The 17,839-nt window shown below is 66.1% G+C and carries 15 protein-coding genes; 5 read left to right on the top strand and 10 right to left on the bottom strand.

The window, feature by feature from the left end:
• Positions 1 to 250 precede the first annotated feature (250 nt).
• The 3 genes from HBF26_RS02645 (at position 251) to HBF26_RS02655 (ending at position 7,767) form a co-directional block, all read left to right on the top strand.
• Positions 251 to 3,454, top strand: coding sequence for a TonB-dependent receptor (locus HBF26_RS02645; protein ID WP_167122773.1), 3,204 nt, complete (start codon positions 251 to 253; stop codon positions 3,452 to 3,454).
• A 63-nt stretch (positions 3,455 to 3,517) separates the two neighbouring features.
• The gene (locus tag HBF26_RS02650) at positions 3,518 to 5,884 is read left to right on the top strand and encodes a GH92 family glycosyl hydrolase (protein ID WP_167122775.1); all 2,367 of its coding nucleotides are present in this window, start codon (positions 3,518 to 3,520) and stop codon (positions 5,882 to 5,884) included.
• A gap of 20 nt (positions 5,885 to 5,904) precedes the next feature.
• A complete protein-coding gene (locus tag HBF26_RS02655; protein WP_167122777.1) occupies positions 5,905 to 7,767 on the top strand; it encodes a glycoside hydrolase family 2 protein in 1,863 nt (620 codons plus the stop codon).
• Here the strand turns inward: HBF26_RS02655 and HBF26_RS19845 are convergent.
• The 9 genes from HBF26_RS19845 to HBF26_RS02700 form a co-directional block, all read right to left on the bottom strand.
• Positions 7,730 to 9,532, bottom strand: coding sequence for a diguanylate cyclase (locus HBF26_RS19845; protein WP_167122779.1), 1,803 nt, complete (start codon positions 9,530 to 9,532; stop codon positions 7,730 to 7,732). The genes HBF26_RS02655 and HBF26_RS19845 overlap by 38 nt on opposite strands.
• A gap of 12 nt (positions 9,533 to 9,544) precedes the next feature.
• The gene (locus HBF26_RS02665; protein WP_167122781.1) at positions 9,545 to 9,856 is read right to left on the bottom strand and encodes a hypothetical protein; all 312 of its coding nucleotides are present in this window, start codon (positions 9,854 to 9,856) and stop codon (positions 9,545 to 9,547) included.
• A 67-nt stretch (positions 9,857 to 9,923) separates the two neighbouring features.
• Positions 9,924 to 10,769, bottom strand: a complete 846-nt coding sequence (locus HBF26_RS02670; RefSeq protein WP_193569731.1) for an SAM-dependent methyltransferase — start codon at positions 10,767 to 10,769, stop codon at positions 9,924 to 9,926.
• A gap of 158 nt (positions 10,770 to 10,927) precedes the next feature.
• Positions 10,928 to 11,461, bottom strand: a complete 534-nt coding sequence (locus HBF26_RS02675) for an SRPBCC family protein (protein WP_167122783.1) — start codon at positions 11,459 to 11,461, stop codon at positions 10,928 to 10,930.
• Positions 11,458 to 11,823: an ArsR/SmtB family transcription factor gene (locus tag HBF26_RS02680; protein WP_167122785.1), complete on the bottom strand. Its 366-nt coding sequence runs from the start codon at positions 11,821 to 11,823 to the stop codon at positions 11,458 to 11,460. The genes HBF26_RS02675 and HBF26_RS02680 overlap by 4 nt, the downstream gene beginning before the upstream one ends.
• 68 nt (positions 11,824 to 11,891) lie before the next feature.
• Complete coding sequence (locus HBF26_RS02685; RefSeq protein WP_167122787.1) at positions 11,892 to 12,902, bottom strand: NAD-dependent epimerase; 1,011 nt, start codon at positions 12,900 to 12,902, stop codon at positions 11,892 to 11,894.
• 10 nt (positions 12,903 to 12,912) lie between these two features.
• Positions 12,913 to 14,190 carry a Vi polysaccharide biosynthesis UDP-N-acetylglucosamine C-6 dehydrogenase TviB gene (gene tviB, locus HBF26_RS02690; protein ID WP_167122789.1) on the bottom strand — a complete coding sequence of 426 codons (1,278 nt, stop codon included), beginning with the start codon at positions 14,188 to 14,190 and terminating at the stop codon, positions 12,913 to 12,915.
• 76 nt (positions 14,191 to 14,266) lie between these two features.
• Positions 14,267 to 15,127 (bottom strand): 2OG-Fe(II) oxygenase, encoded by an 861-nt coding sequence (locus HBF26_RS02695; protein WP_167122791.1) that lies wholly within the window; start codon positions 15,125 to 15,127, stop codon positions 14,267 to 14,269.
• A 49-nt stretch (positions 15,128 to 15,176) separates the two neighbouring features.
• Positions 15,177 to 15,434, bottom strand: a complete 258-nt coding sequence (locus HBF26_RS02700) for a GIY-YIG nuclease family protein (RefSeq protein ID WP_240151163.1) — start codon at positions 15,432 to 15,434, stop codon at positions 15,177 to 15,179.
• 28 nt (positions 15,435 to 15,462) lie between these two features.
• Here HBF26_RS02700 and HBF26_RS02705 point away from each other — a divergent pair, with 28 nt between their 5' ends.
• Entirely contained in the window at positions 15,463 to 16,539 is a 1,077-nt protein-coding gene (locus HBF26_RS02705) for an aminotransferase-like domain-containing protein (RefSeq protein WP_167122795.1), read from the top strand.
• A gap of 7 nt (positions 16,540 to 16,546) precedes the next feature.
• Here HBF26_RS02705 and HBF26_RS02710 read toward each other — a convergent pair whose 3' ends face one another.
• The gene (locus tag HBF26_RS02710; protein ID WP_167026195.1) at positions 16,547 to 17,365 is read right to left on the bottom strand and encodes a tRNA threonylcarbamoyladenosine dehydratase; all 819 of its coding nucleotides are present in this window, start codon (positions 17,363 to 17,365) and stop codon (positions 16,547 to 16,549) included.
• A 75-nt stretch (positions 17,366 to 17,440) separates the two neighbouring features.
• Between HBF26_RS02710 and HBF26_RS02715 the strand changes: the two genes are divergently transcribed.
• A complete protein-coding gene (locus HBF26_RS02715) occupies positions 17,441 to 17,830 on the top strand; it encodes a cytochrome c (protein ID WP_167122797.1) in 390 nt (129 codons plus the stop codon).
• Positions 17,831 to 17,839 lie beyond the last annotated feature (9 nt).

Genomic DNA, 17,839 nt, shown 5'->3' on the forward strand with positions numbered 1-17,839 from the left:
CGGGGAGCCAGCGCATGAAACCTGAAACGACCTGCGTTTTTTCAACGACCGGCACGCCTGCCGCCGTACTGCATTCCCTGAGTTGAAGCTTCCTCGCCAATGAGCCGGGGGGCTTGCTGGCGGCCAGATTTTGGATCGATCCAAGGTGTAGGAGGGCGCGTGCAGTCATAGATCGCACATCTGCAGCAGTGAACGGGGGAGTACCGCGCCACCTTATTCAAGGGCGCGCATCACTGAGGGAAACACAACAATGTCTTATTTGCCGCATATGCTCACGCGCAAACCGCTTTACGCCGCCATCGCCACCGCCACCCTGTCGCTCGCCGGCTTCGCGATCGTTCCCGCGACGGCCTTCGCGCAGGACGCTGCGCCTGCCGCCGCCTCGACGGCAGCGACACCCGCAACCACACAGACGGACAAGGACCGGCAGGCTGCCGACAAAGAACAGCAGGCCGCAGACAAGGATAGGCAGGGTAACGCCGCCAAGAGCGCCACCAAGCTGGACACCGTCGTCGTCACCAGTTATCGCCAGTCGATCGACCAGAACGTGCTCGACAAGCGCGACGCCAATTCCATCGTGGAAGTGATCAACGCGCAGAACATCGCGCAGTTCCCCGCCAAGAACATCGCCGACGCGCTGGCGCACGTTCCGGGCGTGGTCATCAGCCGCGAATCGGGCGAAGGCAAGACCGTCAGCATCCGCGGCCTCGCGCCGGAGCTGACCTATACGCAGTTGAACGGCAACTACGTCGCCTCGGCCGATACCTCGGCGGGCCTGACGCGCTCGTTCAACTACACGCTGTTCCCGGCCAACATGTTCGCCGACATCAAGCTCTACAAGAGCCTTGAAGCGCGCCTCGACGAAGGCGGCATCGGCGGCAACGTGGACCTGCGCACCCGTCGTCCGCTCGAAATGGACGCGAACGAGGGTTTCGTGACCGGCACCGCCGCGGGTTCGGATACCAGCGCCAAGACGGAGCCGCAGGGCGCTGCGCTGTGGTCCTGGAAGAACAAGGACGAGACGTTCGGCGTGCTCGTTGCCGGTGCCTACCAGAAGCGCCAGGCAAGGACGTATTCGGCGGACGCCTCGAGCTGGCACTGGTGGTCGGACAACTGTACCGACCATGACACCTGCACGCAGCCGCCCGTCGACGTCCATGGCAACCCGTATGGCTCGGCCGTGAACAACAACATCGACCTCTGGGGCAACGGTGTCGTCGACCAGGCCGGCAACGTTTCCAACGGCTTCTGGATGCCGCAGCAGTTCTCCACCAGCCGCAACGACCTGACGCTGAAGACCAAGGGCGCCCAGGCCACGATGCAGTTCAAGCCCAGCGACCACTTCCTGCTGACGGGTAACTACTTCCGCTTCGAGCGCCAGCAGACCCAGATCACGAACACGCTGGAAATCCCCGAGTGGGGCCTGCCGAACAACAGCAACTACGCCGATCAGAACGGCCGCCTGCTCGCCCCGAACGGCCTGACCTTCGACAAGTCCGGCACCATCGTCACCGGTGCGAACTACGTGCTGCCGCCGGCCGGCGTCGGCTGTAATTCCACCGTGAACCCGGTCACCGGCGCGACCCGCCAGGCCGTGGACGTGTGCAACACGGAAATTCCGTGGCTCAACGGCAACTACTCGGTCGAGAAGGCCACGTCGCAAACCATCAACCTCGAAGGCGAGTGGGACAACGGCGGCAACCTCAGCGGCTCGTTCAACGTCGGCCGCACGTGGGCGAAGGGTGGTCCGTCGATCGAACTGGGCATGGCCGCCAAGCCACGCAACTTCGTGAACGGCCAGTGGGTGAACGGCAGCACCGGCGCGGCGTGGAACCTGAGCGGCAAGCCCGGGATCACCGCCGACCAGTCCGTACTGCAGAACATGCTCGCCGGCGCCGGTCAGGTCGACCTGGGCTCGACGGGCTCCAACATGGTGAACACCCGTAACTCGCAGAACTTCGCGCAGACGGACTTCACCTGGGCGTTCGATTCCTCGTGGCTGCAGTCGCTGCAGTTCGGTGCGAAGTACAGCGACGCCAACGCGGAGCAGCAGAGCAACGAGGTGCGCTGGTACTGCAAGGGCACCACGCTGCAGTTCCAGACCTGCGATCCAAACGCGGGCCAGCTGCCTGCCGGCTTCCTGCTGCCGGATTACCTCGAAGGCGTGAACCATGCCTACGGCGACAGCATCTTCCCGGCGATCAACTTCCCGGCCTACTACAACCACCTGAACGACACCTACGACCGCACGATCTACAACAAGCCGCAGAACAAGTCGTCGATCGGCGAGAAGGTCGCTGCCGCCTATGTCCAGGCGAACTTCGACACGGGCACCGTGCGCGGCAACGTCGGCGTGCGCTTCGTCACCACGAAGCAGGACCTCACCGTCGCCAACCAGGTCACCACAAACAACGCGGTGTACTACCACGACGCGGGCGGCAACATCCTGATCTGCCCGGCCTCGGGCATCAACGCCGGCGGTGGCCCATGCGCTCCGGGTGACTTCCAGTACCTGCCGCGCGAAGTGTCGGTCATCGAGAACTTCAACAACTCGACGACGAACAAGCGCTACAACAAGTTCCTGCCCAGCTTCAACGTGGCGTGGACGATCGCGGACGACTTCGTCCTCCGTGCCGCAGGCTCGCAGGCGATGGCCCGTGCCAACTACACGGACCTCGCGCAGTTGGGTCAGCTCACGAACAACACGCAGGAGTATTACAACGACCGCAAGCAGTTCGGCGCTCCCCTGCCGGGCTGGTACGGTTCCGGTGCCAACGCCGACCTGAAGCCGTTCACGGCCACGCAGTTCGACCTCGCCGGCGAGTGGTACTACGCAACGCACGGCGTCGTCGGCATCGACTTCTTCCAGAAGAAGGTGAAGAACTTCGTCGTTCCCGTCACCGTCAACAACATCGACGTGAACGTGGGCGGTACGCAGACGAACTTCCGTCAGTACAGCACGAATGCGAACGGCCGTTCCGGTACCTCGAAGGGTATCGAAATCTACGCACAGCACACCTGGGATTCGGGCTTCGGCTACATCGCCAACTACACGCTCAACCACACCAACGAAACCGCCGTGTCCCTGGGCGACACCCAGGTGGGCAAGGCGGAGTTGATCGGCAGCGCGAAGTACGCGGCGAACGTGTCGCTGTTCTATGAAAAGAACGGCCTGCTGCTGCGTGCCAGCGACAACTGGACCGGCCGCACGATGCAGGGGCTGGCCGCCGGCCTGCCGATCTACGCGCAGCCGTACCACCAGATCGATCTGAACGGCGACTACGAGTTCAACAAGCACTTCATGGTCACCGCCTCGATCATCAACTTCAACAAGGCAAGGCCGCACACCTATCTGGGTGGCGACACGCGGTCGCGCCTGGTGCAGCTGATGTATCCGGGCCGCCAGTACTACCTCGGCGTGACCTACAAGTTCGGTGGTGAAAGCGACAGGTAAAAAAATCGGCGGGGCCGGGCAGATCGCCCGGCCCCGTCTTCTTTCCAGGCGAAGGAAACCCACATGACCATTTCCCCGGCACGCCGTCCCCATCGTGCCCTGGCCGCCGCGTTGTCGATGCTCATCGTCACTTCCGCGACGACCGTGCTGGCCAAGGACAACAAGCCCGCCTCCCCGACCGCGCCGGTCGACCTGGCCAATCCACTGGTGGGCACCGCGTCGCTCGACAACCAGGCGCTGCTCGGCAACGCGCCGCCACCCGGCGAACCTACCTACACCGGCATGACCACGCCCGGCGCCAGCCTTCCGCAAAGCGCGACCGAAGCGGCGCCGGTCAACATCAATGCCGACCTCGGTTTCGCTACCGGCGTGCCCGTGGCTTACGACTACCGGCGTCCCGTGATGTTCGGCTTCACCGGCGGCGGCTCGACCTACGGTGCGCGCGGCGCGCCGATGGTCATGCCCGTGGTGGGCGACTGGACCGTCCCCCCCGACTACGCCACCGCCTATTACGACAAGGCGACCGAGAAAGCCTCACCCGGCTACTACGCCGTCGATCTGGCGACCTTCCGCACAAAGGTGGAGCTGACGGCGACGCAGTGGACCAGCCTCATGCGCTTCACCTTCCCCGAAAGCCATCGCTCGAACGTGGTCGTGAACCTGCGCCGGGATGGGGGCGATGTGGAGGTGGTGGACGACCATACCGTTCGTGGCGTCGCCACGGCCGGCCGCAGGGACAGGGACGCCGACGGCCCCTACTTCATCGCCGAATTCTCGCGCCCGTTCGCCAGCTTCGGCACGTTCCACTCGGAAGTGACCAACAAGGGCGAGGGTCTCGGCCGAGAGGACGTGCAGGCAGGTCGCCGGAAGGTTTCCGGCGACTATGCCGGCGCCTACCTCACGTTCGACACCAAGGCAGGCGACCAGGTCGTGGTTCGCATCGCCCACGGCCACAGTGCCGAGGAAGCCGGGCAGCGGCTTCGCGCGCAGGACAGCGACACGGACTTCGACCGTGTGCATGCGAAGGCACGCGCCCGCTGGGCGCAGTTATTCGATCGTGTGCAAGTCACCGGCGGCACGGCGAAGCAGCGCACCCTGTTCTACTCCACGCTCTACCACTCCTTCGCCAGCCCGCGCATGATCGCCCGCAAGGGCGAGCACTACACCGACGCCGAAGGCAACGACCGGGTGGCCGACTACGACCACTACGGACCGGTGCCCTTCTGGGACACGGGCCGCAACCAGATCGTTCTGCTGATGCTGCTCGAACCGAACGTGGTGCAGGACATCATGCGTTCCGAGTTCGACAGGGCGCGCGAGCGCGGATACATGAACACGTCGTTCCACGGCGACCATGCCGTGTTCCTTTACGACGGCGCGTGGCAGCGCGGCATCGATTTCGACTACGCCGCCGTGTACGAGTACCTGCGCAAGAACGCCACCGACCCGAAGGGGCCGCGCGGCTACCTCGCCGAGTACATGAAGCAGGGATGGATTTCCGACATCGTTCCGCCCGGCAATCCCAGCCCGCCTTACGCGGGTGGCAAGGCCGGCGTGGCCACCACACTGGAATACGCCTGGGACGATTACGCCCTGGCCGATGTGGCGCGGCGCCTCGGCAAGAACGACGATGCCGAGATGTTCACGCAGCGGGCGTCGAACTACCGCAACCTGTTCGATCCTTCGGTCGGATTCTTCCGCGGCCGCACCGAGGACGGAAAATGGATCTCGCCCTTCGACCCGGGCGAACCGTATTACAACTTCATGATGAAGGAAGCATCGGGCTGGTCCACATTGTGGCTGGTTCCGCATGACGTGCAGGGCCTGATGAACCTGCTCGGCGGGCGGGATGCCTTCAACAGGAAGCTCGATACGTTCTTCTCCACGCCGTATACCGCCAAAGGCATCTGCCGCGACTGCACCGGCCTGATCGGGCAATACGTGCAAGGCAACCAGCCGGACCAGCAGGCCGCCTACCTTTATGCGTGGAGCGGCCAGCCCTGGAAGACGCAGGCCCTGACGCGCCGCATCCTCGACGAACTCTACGGCAGCGACGCCACCGGCTACGGTTTCCCCGGCATGGACGACCAGGGCTCGACGTCCTCCTGGTATGTGCTGAGTGCGATGGGCTTCTACCCTGTCGATCCGTCCACGCCCGACTACATCATCGGCAGTCCGATCTTCGACCGGGTGCGCCTGAGCATGGGGAACGGAAAGACCTTCGAGATCGTCGCCCGCAACAACTCGGCAAAGAACAAGTACATCCAGTCGGCCACGCTTAATGGCAAGGCGTGGACGAAGCCGTGGTTCAGCCACGCCGACATAGCCAACGGCGCCACGCTGGTGCTCACGATGGGACCCGAGCCGAACAAGGCCTGGGGTGCCGACCCGCACGACGCACCGCGTTCCATGTCCGCGGCACAGCGATAACACGAGAAAGGGAAGAACGGATGACGAATCGAACGAAAGCCATGAAACTCGGCGCCTGCATCGGCCTCCTGCTGGCGAGCGGCATGGCGACGGCGCAGGCCAAGGAAGACACCGGCGTCTGGAACGGCATGAAGGCGCCCCTGACGACGCCGTGGACGAGCAAGGTCTCGCCGGGCAACGCACTGCCCGAGTATCCCCGGCCGCAACTCGCGCGCCCCTCCCTGGAGCATCCTCGCTGGATGAACCTCAACGGCCTCTGGGAGTTCGCAGCCACCGACGGGCGCACGGAGCCGTCCTTCGGTCATCCGTTGAAGGACAAGGTGCTGGTGCCCTACCCCATCGAGTCGGTGCTGTCGGGCATCCAGAAACATGCCGACTTCATGGTCTACCGCAGGACGGTGGACATCCCCTCGGACTTCACCGCGCACGGCCAGCACGTGATGCTGAACTTCGGAGCCGTGGCCCAGGAAGCCACCGTCTACGTGAACGGCAAGCAGGTGGCGAGGCACACGGACGGGTACACCTCGTTCGCGGCCGACATCACCGCGGCGCTCAAGCCGAAAGGCCCGCAGGAAATCGTCGTCGCCGTGCACGCGCCCGTCGACGGTGCCAACGTCATGGTCGGCAAGCAGCGGTTGAAACCGGAAGGCATCTTCTACACCGCGGCTTCGGGCATCTGGCAATCGGTGTGGCTCGAGCCGGTGGCCGCCACCAGCCTGGCACAGCTGGATTTCACCGCCACGCCGAGCCTGGACGCGTTCACCGTCACGGCGAAGACGCAGGGCGACGCCAACGACGCCACGCTGCGCGTGACGGCCTATGCCGACGGCAAGGCGGTCGGCGAAGCGAGCGGCCCTGCCGGCAAGCCGATGCGTCTTGCCATCGCCCAGCCCCGGCTCTGGAGCCCGACGGACCCGTTCCTCTACACGTTCAAGGCCACCCTGGAGAAAGGCGGACAGCGCGACGAAGTCACCAGCTATGCCGGCATGCGTACCGTCGCCCTCGCCAATGTGGGCGGCGTCAACCGCATCGTGCTGAACGGCAAGCCGACCTTCCTGCTGGCCACGCTGGACCAGGGCTACTGGCCCGACGGCCTGCACACGGCACCGACCGACGAGGCGCTCAAGTTCGACATCCAGAAAACGAAGGACTTCGGCTTCAACACCATCCGCAAGCACATCAAGGTGGAACCGGCGCGCTGGTACTACTGGGCCGATCGCCTGGGCCTGATGGTGTGGCAGGACATGCCCGCGCTGCCCAACGGCCGCAACGACAAGCTCAGCGACGCGGACAAGGCGCGCTTCCGCACGGACGTCTCGGCCATCGTCGAGCAGCTCAAGGGCGAGACCTCGATCATCGGCTGGATTCCCTTCAACGAAGGCTGGGGACAGTGGAGCATTCCTGCCGCGGCGGAACTGGCGAAGCAGATCAAGCAGCTCGATCCGTCCCGCCTCGTCAACGCGCGCAGCGGACTCAACTGCTGCGACACCAAGGGCGACCCGCATGCCGGCGACGTGTACGACGTGCACGATTACCAGGGCCCGGGGCTGCCCTCGCCCGACGCCACGCGCGCGTCGATGGACGGCGAACACGGCGGGCTGACGCTGAATGTGCCCGGCCACGTGTGGCCGAATTCGGCGATCAATCCCTACGGTGCCGTGAAGGACGCGACCGCCCTCACCGACGGCTACGTGGCCAATACGGCGGTGCTGCGTGACAAGGGACCGGCGAAGGGCATGTCGGGGGCCGTCTACACCCAGATCACCGACGTCGAAGGCGAACACAACGGCCTGTACACCTACGATCGCAAGGTCGAGAAGATGGACGAAGCCAAGGTGCGGGCCATCAATGAGGCGACGATTCGCGCCTTCGAAGCTCGCTGAGCCCGTCTACCGATTCGTCGCCTTCGACGACGCGATTCCGGCCCATGTGCTTGGCCTTGTAGAGCGCCGCGTCCGCCGCGCGGCGCAGGCGTTGCAGGTCATGGCCCATGGTGTCGGTGCAGGCCACCCCGATGCTGACGGACAGCGGCACCACCACGCCGTCCGTCACCAGCGGGGACGACGCCAGCGCCACGCGTATGCGCTCGGCCACCACCCGGGCCTGCAATCTCGGCGTGTCCATCAGCAGGATGCCGAACTCCTCGCCGCCGAGACGGCCCAGGAGGTCGCCGTCGCGCAGTTCGCCCTTGATGATCGCCACGGCGTGTTTCAGCACGGCATCGCCGACGGCGTGTCCGTGTGCGTCGTTCACCTGCTTGAAGTGATCGAGGTCGAGGAACACGAGGCAACCGTCGCCGAGCCGCCGTTCCAGAACGCGCAGCAGGCGCTCGGCTTCGCTCATGAAATGCTGGTGGTGGAAGATCCCGGTGAGGCCGTCGCACGACGACAGCCATTTGAAGCGAAGCTGCGAGCGCTTGATCCGTACCATCCAGAACACGATGGACAGGAGCAGGAGCGCCATCACCACCATGTAGAGCCGGCTCGTTTCCACCGCCTTTGCGTCCAGCGCCTTCTGCAACCGCAGGATGCGGTTCTCCTTGCTCAGCCCTTCCGTCTCCAGCTTCTCCGCGCGGAAATGCTGTCGCGCGGCTTCGTAGGCCGCGTTCCGCACGTTGGCATCGCGCAGGTAGCCCTGGTCCTGGACGACGTAGCGCTCGTAGTAGTCCAGCGCGCTGGCGTAGTTCCCCTCGTTCTTCTCGATGGTGTAGAGGATGCGGTAGGCGAAGCGCAGCGCCTCGTTGACATCGCCCGGATGGCCGAGGGCCACCGTTTCGAGGGCGGCCTTGCGCGCCTCGTCCATTCGGCCGAGCTGCTCGTAGATCTGCGCGCGCTGGCTGGCCAGGCTGATGATGTGCGGAAAATACTTGCTCGCCTGGATGACGGGAGCGATGCGCTGCACGCTGGCCAGCGCTTCGTCCAGTCGCCCCTCGTCGAACAGACGGTCCACGAGGATCAGAGAGGCGGTATTGGCGAAGATGGGCTGACCGGCCGCCTTGCAGGTGTCGATGGTGCCGAGCAGCTCAGGGCTGCGGGCGGTCAGCACCCTTGCGCCTTCGAGTGCCGTCACTTTCTGCACCATGGCCTGGCAGGTCGACTGCCCCGGCGGCGTGGCCTTCAGCATCATGTCCGCGTATTGCAGGCCCTGATCGGGCTGCCCCGCGAATGTCAGCATCTGTGCCAGATTCGCGAGGAGCACGAAGCGGGCCTCGGGATCGGCGACCGACGGCAAGGTATCGGCCGCGCGCGTGGCCATGGCGTACGCTTCCGCATACTTGCCCTGCTCGCTCAGGTTGTTCATCAGCATGGCGATGGCACGCGTGCCGATGGGATCGTCGTCGGCACGGGCCATCACCCGTCGCAGGCCCGCCTCCGCATCGGGATAACGGCCTTCGTAATTCGCTTCCCAGGCGTCCAGGAACTGCAGGTAGCGTTTTTCGTTTGCATTGAGGTCGGCCACGTCCCGGTGGAGGTCCGCGAGCAGGGTCAGGAACCGTGGGTGATCCTTCGTACGCAGCGCGTCGACGCGTGCCACCCGCCCGGGAGTGGCAACCTCCGTCGCGGCATGGACGCAGCCCAGCTGCGCCCCCAGGGCGAGCCCCATCCATAGAAGGAAGGAGCGCGCTTGCGGGAAGGAACCGACCGGCACGATACCCGACCGTCAGGCCGCCGACGAATCGTCTGCGTCGTCGTCGTGGCGCTCGTTTGGTTGCTCGTCGCCGTTGTCGCCATCATCGCCCGGCTCGTCGGGATCCACTTCCTCGTGGCCGCCGGTCTGGCTCTGATGTTCGACATGCATGTGCTTGAGACCCAGCTCCGCGGTGAGCACGGTGCTGTCGCCGTGCGCCGCCATGTCCAGGAGCCCGGGCGAGGCGCCGTCCGCCTCCAGTGCACGGGCCAGTTCCTCGGGCGAGGCGCGGCGCAGACTCGCATCGCGTCCAATGGCTTCCAGCAGTTCAACGGTATCGCGCATGATCTTTCCCCTGTGCTTGTAAAAGCACGGCAGGTCGAACTGGCGACCCGCCGCGCGGTTTCCGGTTTCACGCCGCGACGGCAGGCTCCGCGCCCGTGCCGTACACCGCGTCCAGTGCGTCGAGACGAGCGCGCATCGCGACATTCGGCTTGAGCGCGTGTGCGGGCGGGAGCACCAGCGTCTCCTGCCCGGTGAACTCCGCTGCGGCAAATTCGCGCAACGGCATGCGCTGAATGTGCGGACCTTCGATCGGCAACGTCGGCGCGCGGTACACGATGACCTCGTGGTCGGCGGGATAGTCGGCGCACAAGCGCTCGACCAGCAGTTCGCGATAGGCGTCGGGGGTGCGGAACCGCCCGAGCGAACGGTCGCCCACGACACCGAGTTGCCAAAGGATCACGTGCCCGGTGGTGTCGAGCGTGCGTTCGAAGAAAAGCAGCTGGCTGGCTTCCAGATGCTGGCACCCGATGCGTCCCGGGTCGATGCCGAGGTCGGCGTAGAGGCAGTCCTCGGCGGACACGCCCGGCTCCATGTACGCCGGATAGCCTTCGGCGCGCGCGAGTTCGATGACCTTGTGCGGCGACCAGGCGAAAATGCCCGGGTGCCCGTAGAACACCGCGCATACCCGACGTCCCGCGCGCACTTCGGCAATCATCAACTCGACCCATTCGCGATAGGTCTTCATGCGCGACTTGCCCGGACGGTAATACGGCTGGAGGCTGCGGACATCGGGATGAAGGCGCCGCAGCCACAGTTCCACCACGTAATCCGAAAGCGCAGCGAACACGACGTCGGCCGTTTCGATGCAGTTGCGCGCCAGCGGCGTGAGATGGGAGCCGAGAGTGATGCCCATGCCCACGCAGGTGATGCTGCCGGAACGGGTTTCGGACGAACTCGGAGCGGATGCGTTCATAGGCGATGACAGGCTCGGATGATGACAAGCCCGGTCTCGCATGAAGCCAAGATGGATGGAACCCGGGCACCCCTGCCCATAATGTGACACAACTCACATACGCTGACAGCGGGTCCCGTGTCGATCGACGTTCACGCTCCTGTTTGCCCCGTGCCGGCTCAGGCCGGCAGGCGCTTTGCGTAGTCCGCCTTGAGCGCCAGCCAGGCATCCCAGAACGGTGCCGGTTCCGTGCCTCGCATGCGGGCCGACAGCACATCCAGGTGAGCATGCCACCCGGCGCTCACGTTGAGGCGCGTGGAGGGATCGAGAATGCGGCTGTGCGTGAGCGTGAGGATCACATCCGCGCCCCTGGTTTCGAGCTCGAAGGTGACCCCGCCGGTGCTACCCCATTCAAATGCGAGCTTCCGCGGCGGATCGCACTCCGTGACGCGGCTCTGCATGCGGTGTTCCTCGCCGAAGCCCTCCGGCTTGTGACCCGGCGGATCGGTCAGTTCGTCGTTGCGCCAGCAAAACTCGAACGGGGTGCCCGCCTTCATCTCCATCTCGCCCGAGGCGAGCCATTGCCGGCGCAGGTCGCTCTCGGTGAGGTAGGCCCACACGCGCTCGATGGGCCCCGGAAGCACGCGCTGGATCCTCAGTGTGGTCTGTTCGACGAGCGTGCCGTAGGTGTCCGGACCGATGGCTGCGTTCATGGCTTGTCTCCTTTGGAGGGGGTGGAGGCGCTCGCATCGGCGTCGCGAAGGAGCCGGTCGAGCATCGAGAGACGGTCGGTCCAGAAGCGCTCGTAGAACGCCAGCCATTCCTGCACGCCCGCCAGCGGAGCCGGCTCCAGGCGGCACAGGTGCACCCGTCCGCGGACCTCGCGGCGGATCAGGCCGGCGTTCTCGAGCACCTTGATGTGCTTGGACGCCGCGGCGAGGGACATCGCGAAGGGTTCGGCCAGTTGGCCCACGCTGCGCTCGCCGCCGGCGAGTTCACGAAGCATGCGGCGGCGCGTGCGGTCGCCGAGGGCGTGGAAGACCGGGTCCAGGTGCGGGGCATCTAATTCAACCATATGGTTGAATATACGCCGCACCGAAAAATAGTCAACCTATTGGTTGAGCTTTTTTCCTCGACGTGAGGTCAGGCCCGATAGTAGTCGCGGTACCAGCGCACGAAACGCCCCACGCCCTCTTCCACCGACACCTGCGGCACGTACCCGACCGCGCGACGAAGCTCGCTCACGTCCGCTTCGGTGTCCGGCACATCGCCCGCTTGCAGCGGCAGCATGTCCAGGATCGCCTCGCGTCCCAGGGATCGCTCGAGACAGCGTATGTAATCGAGCAGTTCCACCGGGTGCTCGTTGCCGATGTTGTACAGGCGGAACGGCGCCACGCCGCTCAAGGCCGGGTCGGGTTCCATGCCGTTCCAGGCGGGATCCGCGGTGGGTGGACGGTCGAGGCAACGGATCACGCCCTCGACGATGTCGTCGACGTAGGTGAAGCTGCGCCGGTGCCTGCCGTGGTTGAAAACCTTCAGCGGCTCGCCCGCGAGGATGGCCCGGGTAAAGAGGAACAAGGCCATGTCCGGCCGACCCCATGGACCGTACACCGTGAAAAAGCGCAAGCCCGTGCTGGGAATGCCGTAGAGGTGCGCGTAGCTGTGCGCCATCTGCTCGTTCGCCTTTTTCGTCGCGGCGTAGAGTGTCAGCGGGTGTTCGGCGGAGGCATGTTCCGAGAACGGCATCGCGCGATTCGCGCCATAGACCGAACTGGTGGAGGCGAACACGAGGTGCTCGACAGCGTGTGCGCGGCAGCCTTCGAGCACATGCAGGAACCCCGTGACGTTGCTGGACACGTACACGTGCGGGTTTTCCGCCGCGTAGCGGACGCCGGCCTGCGCCGCCAGATGTACCACCCGGAGAGGCCGATGCTGCCCGAACACTGTCGCGATGGCGTCGCGGTCGGCGAGGTCGGCATGCACGTGGGTGTAGCGTGGATCGTGCCTGAAGCGGTCGAGCCGGGCCTGTTTGAGCCCCACGTCGTAGTAGTCGTTGAGGTTGTCGATACCGACCACCTCGTCGCCGCGATCCAGGAGCCGCATCGCCACGTGCGAGCCGATGAAGCCCGCCGTGCCCGTCACCAGTACCTTCATGAGCGCACCTTCAGAGCCGGCCGTCCACCGCGTCGCGCGGCAGCACGTATTTCACATCGTAGACCACGGCGTCCGGCTTGCCGAACGCGCGGATGCCGGCAGCGCCGAGCTCGTGGAACTGCCTGTGCGCCACGGCGATGACGATGGCGTCGTACTCGCCGGTCCCCGGCGCGGCGACGGTGCGCAAACCGTAAACCTGTTCGGCTTCGGCGGCGTCGACCCAGGGGTCGTACACGTCGATCGTGGCGTTGTAGGTTTTCAGCGAAGCGATGATGTCGACGACACGCGTGTTGCGCAGGTCGGGGCAGTTTTCCTTGAAGGCGAGACCGAGCACGAGCACTCGCGCGCCGACCGGATTCAGGCCCTTGCACACCATGAGCCGGATCAGCTCGCCGGCGATGTACGGCCCCATGTGGTCGTTGGTGCGTCGCCCGGCCAGGATCACGTCGGGATGGTGGCCGACTTCCTGCGCCTTGTGCGTCAGGTAGTAGGGATCGACGCCGATGCAATGGCCGCCGACGAGGCCCGGCCGGAAGGGAAGGAAGTTCCACTTCGTACCGGCGGCCTCGAGCACTTCCAGCGTGTCGATGCCGAGCTTGTTGAAGAGGATGGCGAGGTCGTTCACCAGGGCGATGTTGAGGTCGCGCTGCGTGTTCTCGATGACCTTGGCCGCCTCCGCCACCTTGATGCCGCTGGCCTTGTACGTGCCCGCGGCAATGATGCTGCCGTACAGCGCATCGACGAAGTCGGCGGTTTCGGGACTGGAGCCGGAGGTGACCTTGCGGATGCTGGTGACCCGATGCTGCTTGTCGCCGGGGTTGATGCGCTCGGGGCTGTATCCCACGAAGAAGTCGCGATTGAAGATCAGGCCCGAGGTGCGTTCGAGGATCGGCACGCAGACTTCCTCGGTGCAGCCGGGATACACGGTGGATTCGTAGACCACGACGTCGCCCGGTTCGAGCACCTTGCCAAGCGATTCGCTTGCCCGCGTCAGCGGCGCGAGATCGGGACGCTTCGCGCTGTCGATGGGCGTGGGCACCGTCACGATGAAGACGTTGCAGGAGCGAAGGTCGTCGATACGGTCGGTGTACGTCAGCGCGCCGGCCTCCGCGAGCGATGCCGCGTCCACTTCCAGCGTGCGGTCGTTACCGGCGCGAAGTTCGCCGATGCGCGAGGCATCGATGTCGAAACCGACAGTGGGATACCGCTTGCCGAATTCGACCGCCAGGGGAAGCCCCACGTAGCCGAGCCCGACGATGCCGATCCTTACCTTGTCCAGCTGCTGCATCGGGCTTCCATCGAGGATGTGTGGAACCAACGGGCAAGCCTAGCGGATCGCCCGCGCCGGGCGCCAGAGGCCGGACTCAGCCCGCGAACGCGCGCTCGCGCATCCACTTGGTGAGGATCCATTTCTCCCCGGACAGCACGGGCGCGCCGCCGTGCAGCGACAGCGGGTCGAGCGACCCGTCGGCGGTCGTGTATTCGAAATACAGCGCCTGCCCCCGGCGCGGCACGTAGCTGAAGTCGATGCGGGGGAAAATCGTTTCGCCGCCGGCTTCCACGTCGTCCAGATACATGATGAGGGTGGACACCCGTTGCCCGCCGTTGCGCAGGTGCGGTTCGCTGCCTGGATCGTCGGGCGGGAAATAGTCGAAATGCGGCACGTACTGGGCACCGACGCCGTAGCGCATCGCCTGCAGGCCTTCGCCGTGCTCCGTATCCATGCCCATGAGGGCGGCGGCGCGGGCGTCGATGCGTGCGATGAGTTCGGTTTCGCCCCTGCCGAAGTTCGCGCCTTCGCTGGTGCGGATGTCCTGCACCACACCGACGCCGGTACCCGGATTCACCACCTGCGAGCGCTCGAGCCGGGTGCGCGCGAGTTCGCGCAGCATGGTGCATTCGTTCGCATCGAGCACGCCGTCCAGCACGGCGATGGTGGGGCGCGACACCCGCACCAGCACGCGCACCTCGCGGTCGCCGGCGTTCAACGTATGGCCTTCGGCAAGACGGCTCCGGAATGCCGCCGCCGTATCGGCGGGCGGCGAGGCGGCGGGCGGACGCGGGCCGAACAGCGCATCGGCGATGGCGTCGCGGGCGGCGCGTTCGTCGAAGCGGTTTTCCTTCATCGTGGCCAGCAGATCCGCGGGCGGGTGTCCGGCCGCGAGCGCCTCGCCGATCCAGCGGTGCCAGTCGGGGGTGACCTTCGTATGCAGTCGAGTATCCATCGCCGCTCATCCTAAGCCACGCCACGGGGCACGGGTACCCTGTGCTTCGTCAGGCGCCGTGAACCGAGGGAAGCGACAGCCAGGCGAGTTTTTTCGACCTCGGCAGGCGCTTCACCTCGCACTCCGCCTTCGAGGCCGCAGAACGGTCTGGGAACACACGCGAGCCGAGCAGGCGAACCGGCGGGTTGGCGCGGGTATAACGGGCGCCCTTCCCCGCCACATGCGCCGCATAGCGGGCATCGAGGTCGTTCGTAATGCCCGCGTACCACGCACCGTTCCGGCATTCGATGAGATATACACACCACATGGCGCGAAGCCTAACCGATGATGTGCCCATGGATATGACCTACAACCTCGCCGTGAACCTGCCGCCGCGGCAAGCCACCGCGGCGCTGCTCGGTGAAACGCTGGCCGCCGGCACGGTGACTGCCGACGACCTCGCCTATCCGGACCCGGCGGGCGCGCCGCGGGTGAGGCTGGCGATCGCCGGCTGGTTGCAACGCACCGCTGGGCATGGGCCCGTGGATCCTGCGCTGCTCACGCTCACCAACGGTGCACGCCACGCGCTCGCGCTGGCCCTGCGGCCCCTCGCCCGCACACCCGGAGCCGCCTTGCTCGTCGAGGCGCATACCTACCAGGGCATGCGAGCGCTGGCCCGCGCCATGGATATCCGCTGCATCGACGTGGCGACGGACGAACATGGCATGCGCCCGGACGCGCTCCTGGAGGCATCGCACGGCAGTCAGGCCCGGACGGTCTATGTGCAGCCGACCCTGCACAATCCCACCACGGCCACGATGCCGCTCTCTCGACGCATGGAGATCGCCATGGTGGCGGAGCAGGCCGGACTCACCCTGGTCGAAGGCGATGTGTATTCGCCCCTCGCCTGGTACGGGCGGGACGCCTTGCCACCTTTCACTGTCATCGCACCGGGCCGCACCGTGCACGCGGGCGGCATCGGAAAGATTCTCGGGCCGGGGCTCAGGATGGGATGGCTGCTCCATCCCGACGCCACGATGCAGGCGGACTCGGTGGCGGCGATCGAGCGCGAACTGGACGGCTTGCCGGCGTGGTGGCCGGCCATGGTGGCGCGGTGGATGGAAGACGGCACGGCGGAGGCCTGCCTGCGCGGCGTCACGGAAACCATGACAAGGCGCGCCGACATGGCCCGGCGCGTGCTCGGCAGCGCCGTCGTTACCGCCGGTGCGAGCCTGCACGCCTGGGTGCCGCATCGCGACGCCGACGGCCTCGAAAAACGCCTGCTTGGCCGGGGCGTCCGCGTTGCCGCGGGCTCGGGTTTCGTCGCGGCGGCGTCATCCGCGCGGGGTGTGCGCCTTGCCCTGGGCGCGGAGGAATCGACCGAGCGGCTGGAAGCCGCGCTGCAGATCGTGGCGCGGGAGCTGGAAGCCTAGAAGGCCTTCAGGAACGCTTCGCCGCGGTCAGCTTCTCCAGTGCCTTGCCCACGGCGGCGAACGCGAACGCACCGGTGACGTGTGTGGCGGCACCGAGCCCGCCGCCGCAGTCGAGCTTCAGCGCGTCGGAGCCCGGCGGCCGCACGCCGCACACGCTGCCGTCCGCCTGCGGGTATTGCACGTTCTGTAGCGAGTACACGGCCGAGACACCGAAGAAGCGGTCGGGGTTGCGCGGAAAGCCGTGCTCCTGCCGGAGCTTCTTGCGGATCAGGCTGAGCATGGCGTCGTGCTCCGTACGCGAGAGGTCGCGCACGCGGATCTGCGTTGGATCGGTGCGCCCGCCCGCCGCGCCCACGGTCACGAGCGGCAGCTTGCGGCGCCGGCACCAGACGATCGTTTCGAGCTTCACCTTCAAGGCGTCGCACGCGTCGATCACCACGTCGTAGTTGCGGTCCAGCAGTTCGTCCAGGGTGGACGGCGTGAGGAAACGCTCCACCGCTTCGAGGCGGATCGTGGGGCTGATGGCATGCATGCGCTCGGCCACCACGCCCACCTTGGGCTTGCCGTACTGGCCGTCGAGCGCGTGCAGCTGCCTGTTCGTGTTCGACAGGCAGACATCGTCGCCGTCGATGAGCGTGAGGCGGCCGATACCGCTGCGGGCCAGGGCCTCGGCGGCCCAGGAACCCACGCCGCCCACGCCGATGACGCAGACATGTGCCTGGGACAGTCGGTCGAGGCTGCCGCGGCCATAGAGGCGCTCGATGCCTGCGAAACGTTCGGCCTGGGCCGTGCTCACGGATGACTCGCTGGAAAGAAGTGCGTTCATTGTCTCATATCGAAAAATCGCGGACCCGCTGATCCCTGGGCTATGCTGGCGCCCTCGTGTTGCGATGGATTCCCGATGCGCCCGCTGCTGCTCGTCCTTCTCGGCCTCGTCGTGGGCGCGATGGGGGCCACCTTCGCCCTGTCTGCCCTGCGCCAGGGCACGCCGTTCCATAGCGGCGTCATGGCCGTGATGCAGTACCACCTGGGCGCGCTCCGCGCCAACGTGCGGGCGAAGCAGTGCGATGCCAAGGGCTCCGCCGGGCGCCTGTCCCGGATGGAGGCGATGGCCGGCGACATCCGCGAGGCCTTCCCGGGCATGGACACCCCGTTCTACGAAGCCGCCGAGCGGCTTCGGGGCATACTGGACGGCGCAGCGAAGGCGCCACCCGCCACTTGCGAGGCCCTCACCCGCACGCTTGCCACGGTCGGCGAGGCCTGCCAGTCCTGTCACCGGCAATACCGGTAGCGAGCCGCC

Origin of the sequence: Luteibacter jiangsuensis (genome assembly GCF_011742555.1) — a bacterium.
GTDB classification, from domain to species: Bacteria; Pseudomonadota; Gammaproteobacteria; order Xanthomonadales; family Rhodanobacteraceae; genus Luteibacter; species Luteibacter jiangsuensis.

Excerpts from the sequence above, each read along its gene's own strand:
- HBF26_RS02715 (WP_167122797.1), top strand. The coding sequence starts at position 17,441 with ATGCGCCCGCTGCTGCTCGTCCTTCTCGGCCTCGTCGTGGGCGCGATG.
- HBF26_RS02680 (WP_167122785.1), bottom strand. The coding sequence starts at position 11,823 with ATGGTTGAATTAGATGCCCCGCACCTGGACCCGGTCTTCCACGCCCTC.
- HBF26_RS02670 (WP_193569731.1), bottom strand. The coding sequence starts at position 10,769 with ATGAACGCATCCGCTCCGAGTTCGTCCGAAACCCGTTCCGGCAGCATC.
- HBF26_RS02645 (WP_167122773.1), top strand. The coding sequence starts at position 251 with ATGTCTTATTTGCCGCATATGCTCACGCGCAAACCGCTTTACGCCGCC.
- HBF26_RS02705 (WP_167122795.1), top strand. The coding sequence starts at position 15,463 with ATGGATATGACCTACAACCTCGCCGTGAACCTGCCGCCGCGGCAAGCC.
- HBF26_RS02665 (WP_167122781.1), bottom strand. The coding sequence starts at position 9,856 with ATGCGCGATACCGTTGAACTGCTGGAAGCCATTGGACGCGATGCGAGT.
- HBF26_RS02700 (WP_240151163.1), bottom strand. The coding sequence starts at position 15,434 with ATGTGGTGTGTATATCTCATCGAATGCCGGAACGGTGCGTGGTACGCG.
- tviB (WP_167122789.1), bottom strand. The coding sequence starts at position 14,190 with ATGCAGCAGCTGGACAAGGTAAGGATCGGCATCGTCGGGCTCGGCTAC.
- HBF26_RS02685 (WP_167122787.1), bottom strand. The coding sequence starts at position 12,902 with ATGAAGGTACTGGTGACGGGCACGGCGGGCTTCATCGGCTCGCACGTG.
- HBF26_RS02695 (WP_167122791.1), bottom strand. The coding sequence starts at position 15,127 with ATGGATACTCGACTGCATACGAAGGTCACCCCCGACTGGCACCGCTGG.
- HBF26_RS02710 (WP_167026195.1), bottom strand. The coding sequence starts at position 17,365 with ATGAACGCACTTCTTTCCAGCGAGTCATCCGTGAGCACGGCCCAGGCC.
- HBF26_RS02655 (WP_167122777.1), top strand. The coding sequence starts at position 5,905 with ATGACGAATCGAACGAAAGCCATGAAACTCGGCGCCTGCATCGGCCTC.
- HBF26_RS02650 (WP_167122775.1), top strand. The coding sequence starts at position 3,518 with ATGACCATTTCCCCGGCACGCCGTCCCCATCGTGCCCTGGCCGCCGCG.
- HBF26_RS02675 (WP_167122783.1), bottom strand. The coding sequence starts at position 11,461 with ATGAACGCAGCCATCGGTCCGGACACCTACGGCACGCTCGTCGAACAG.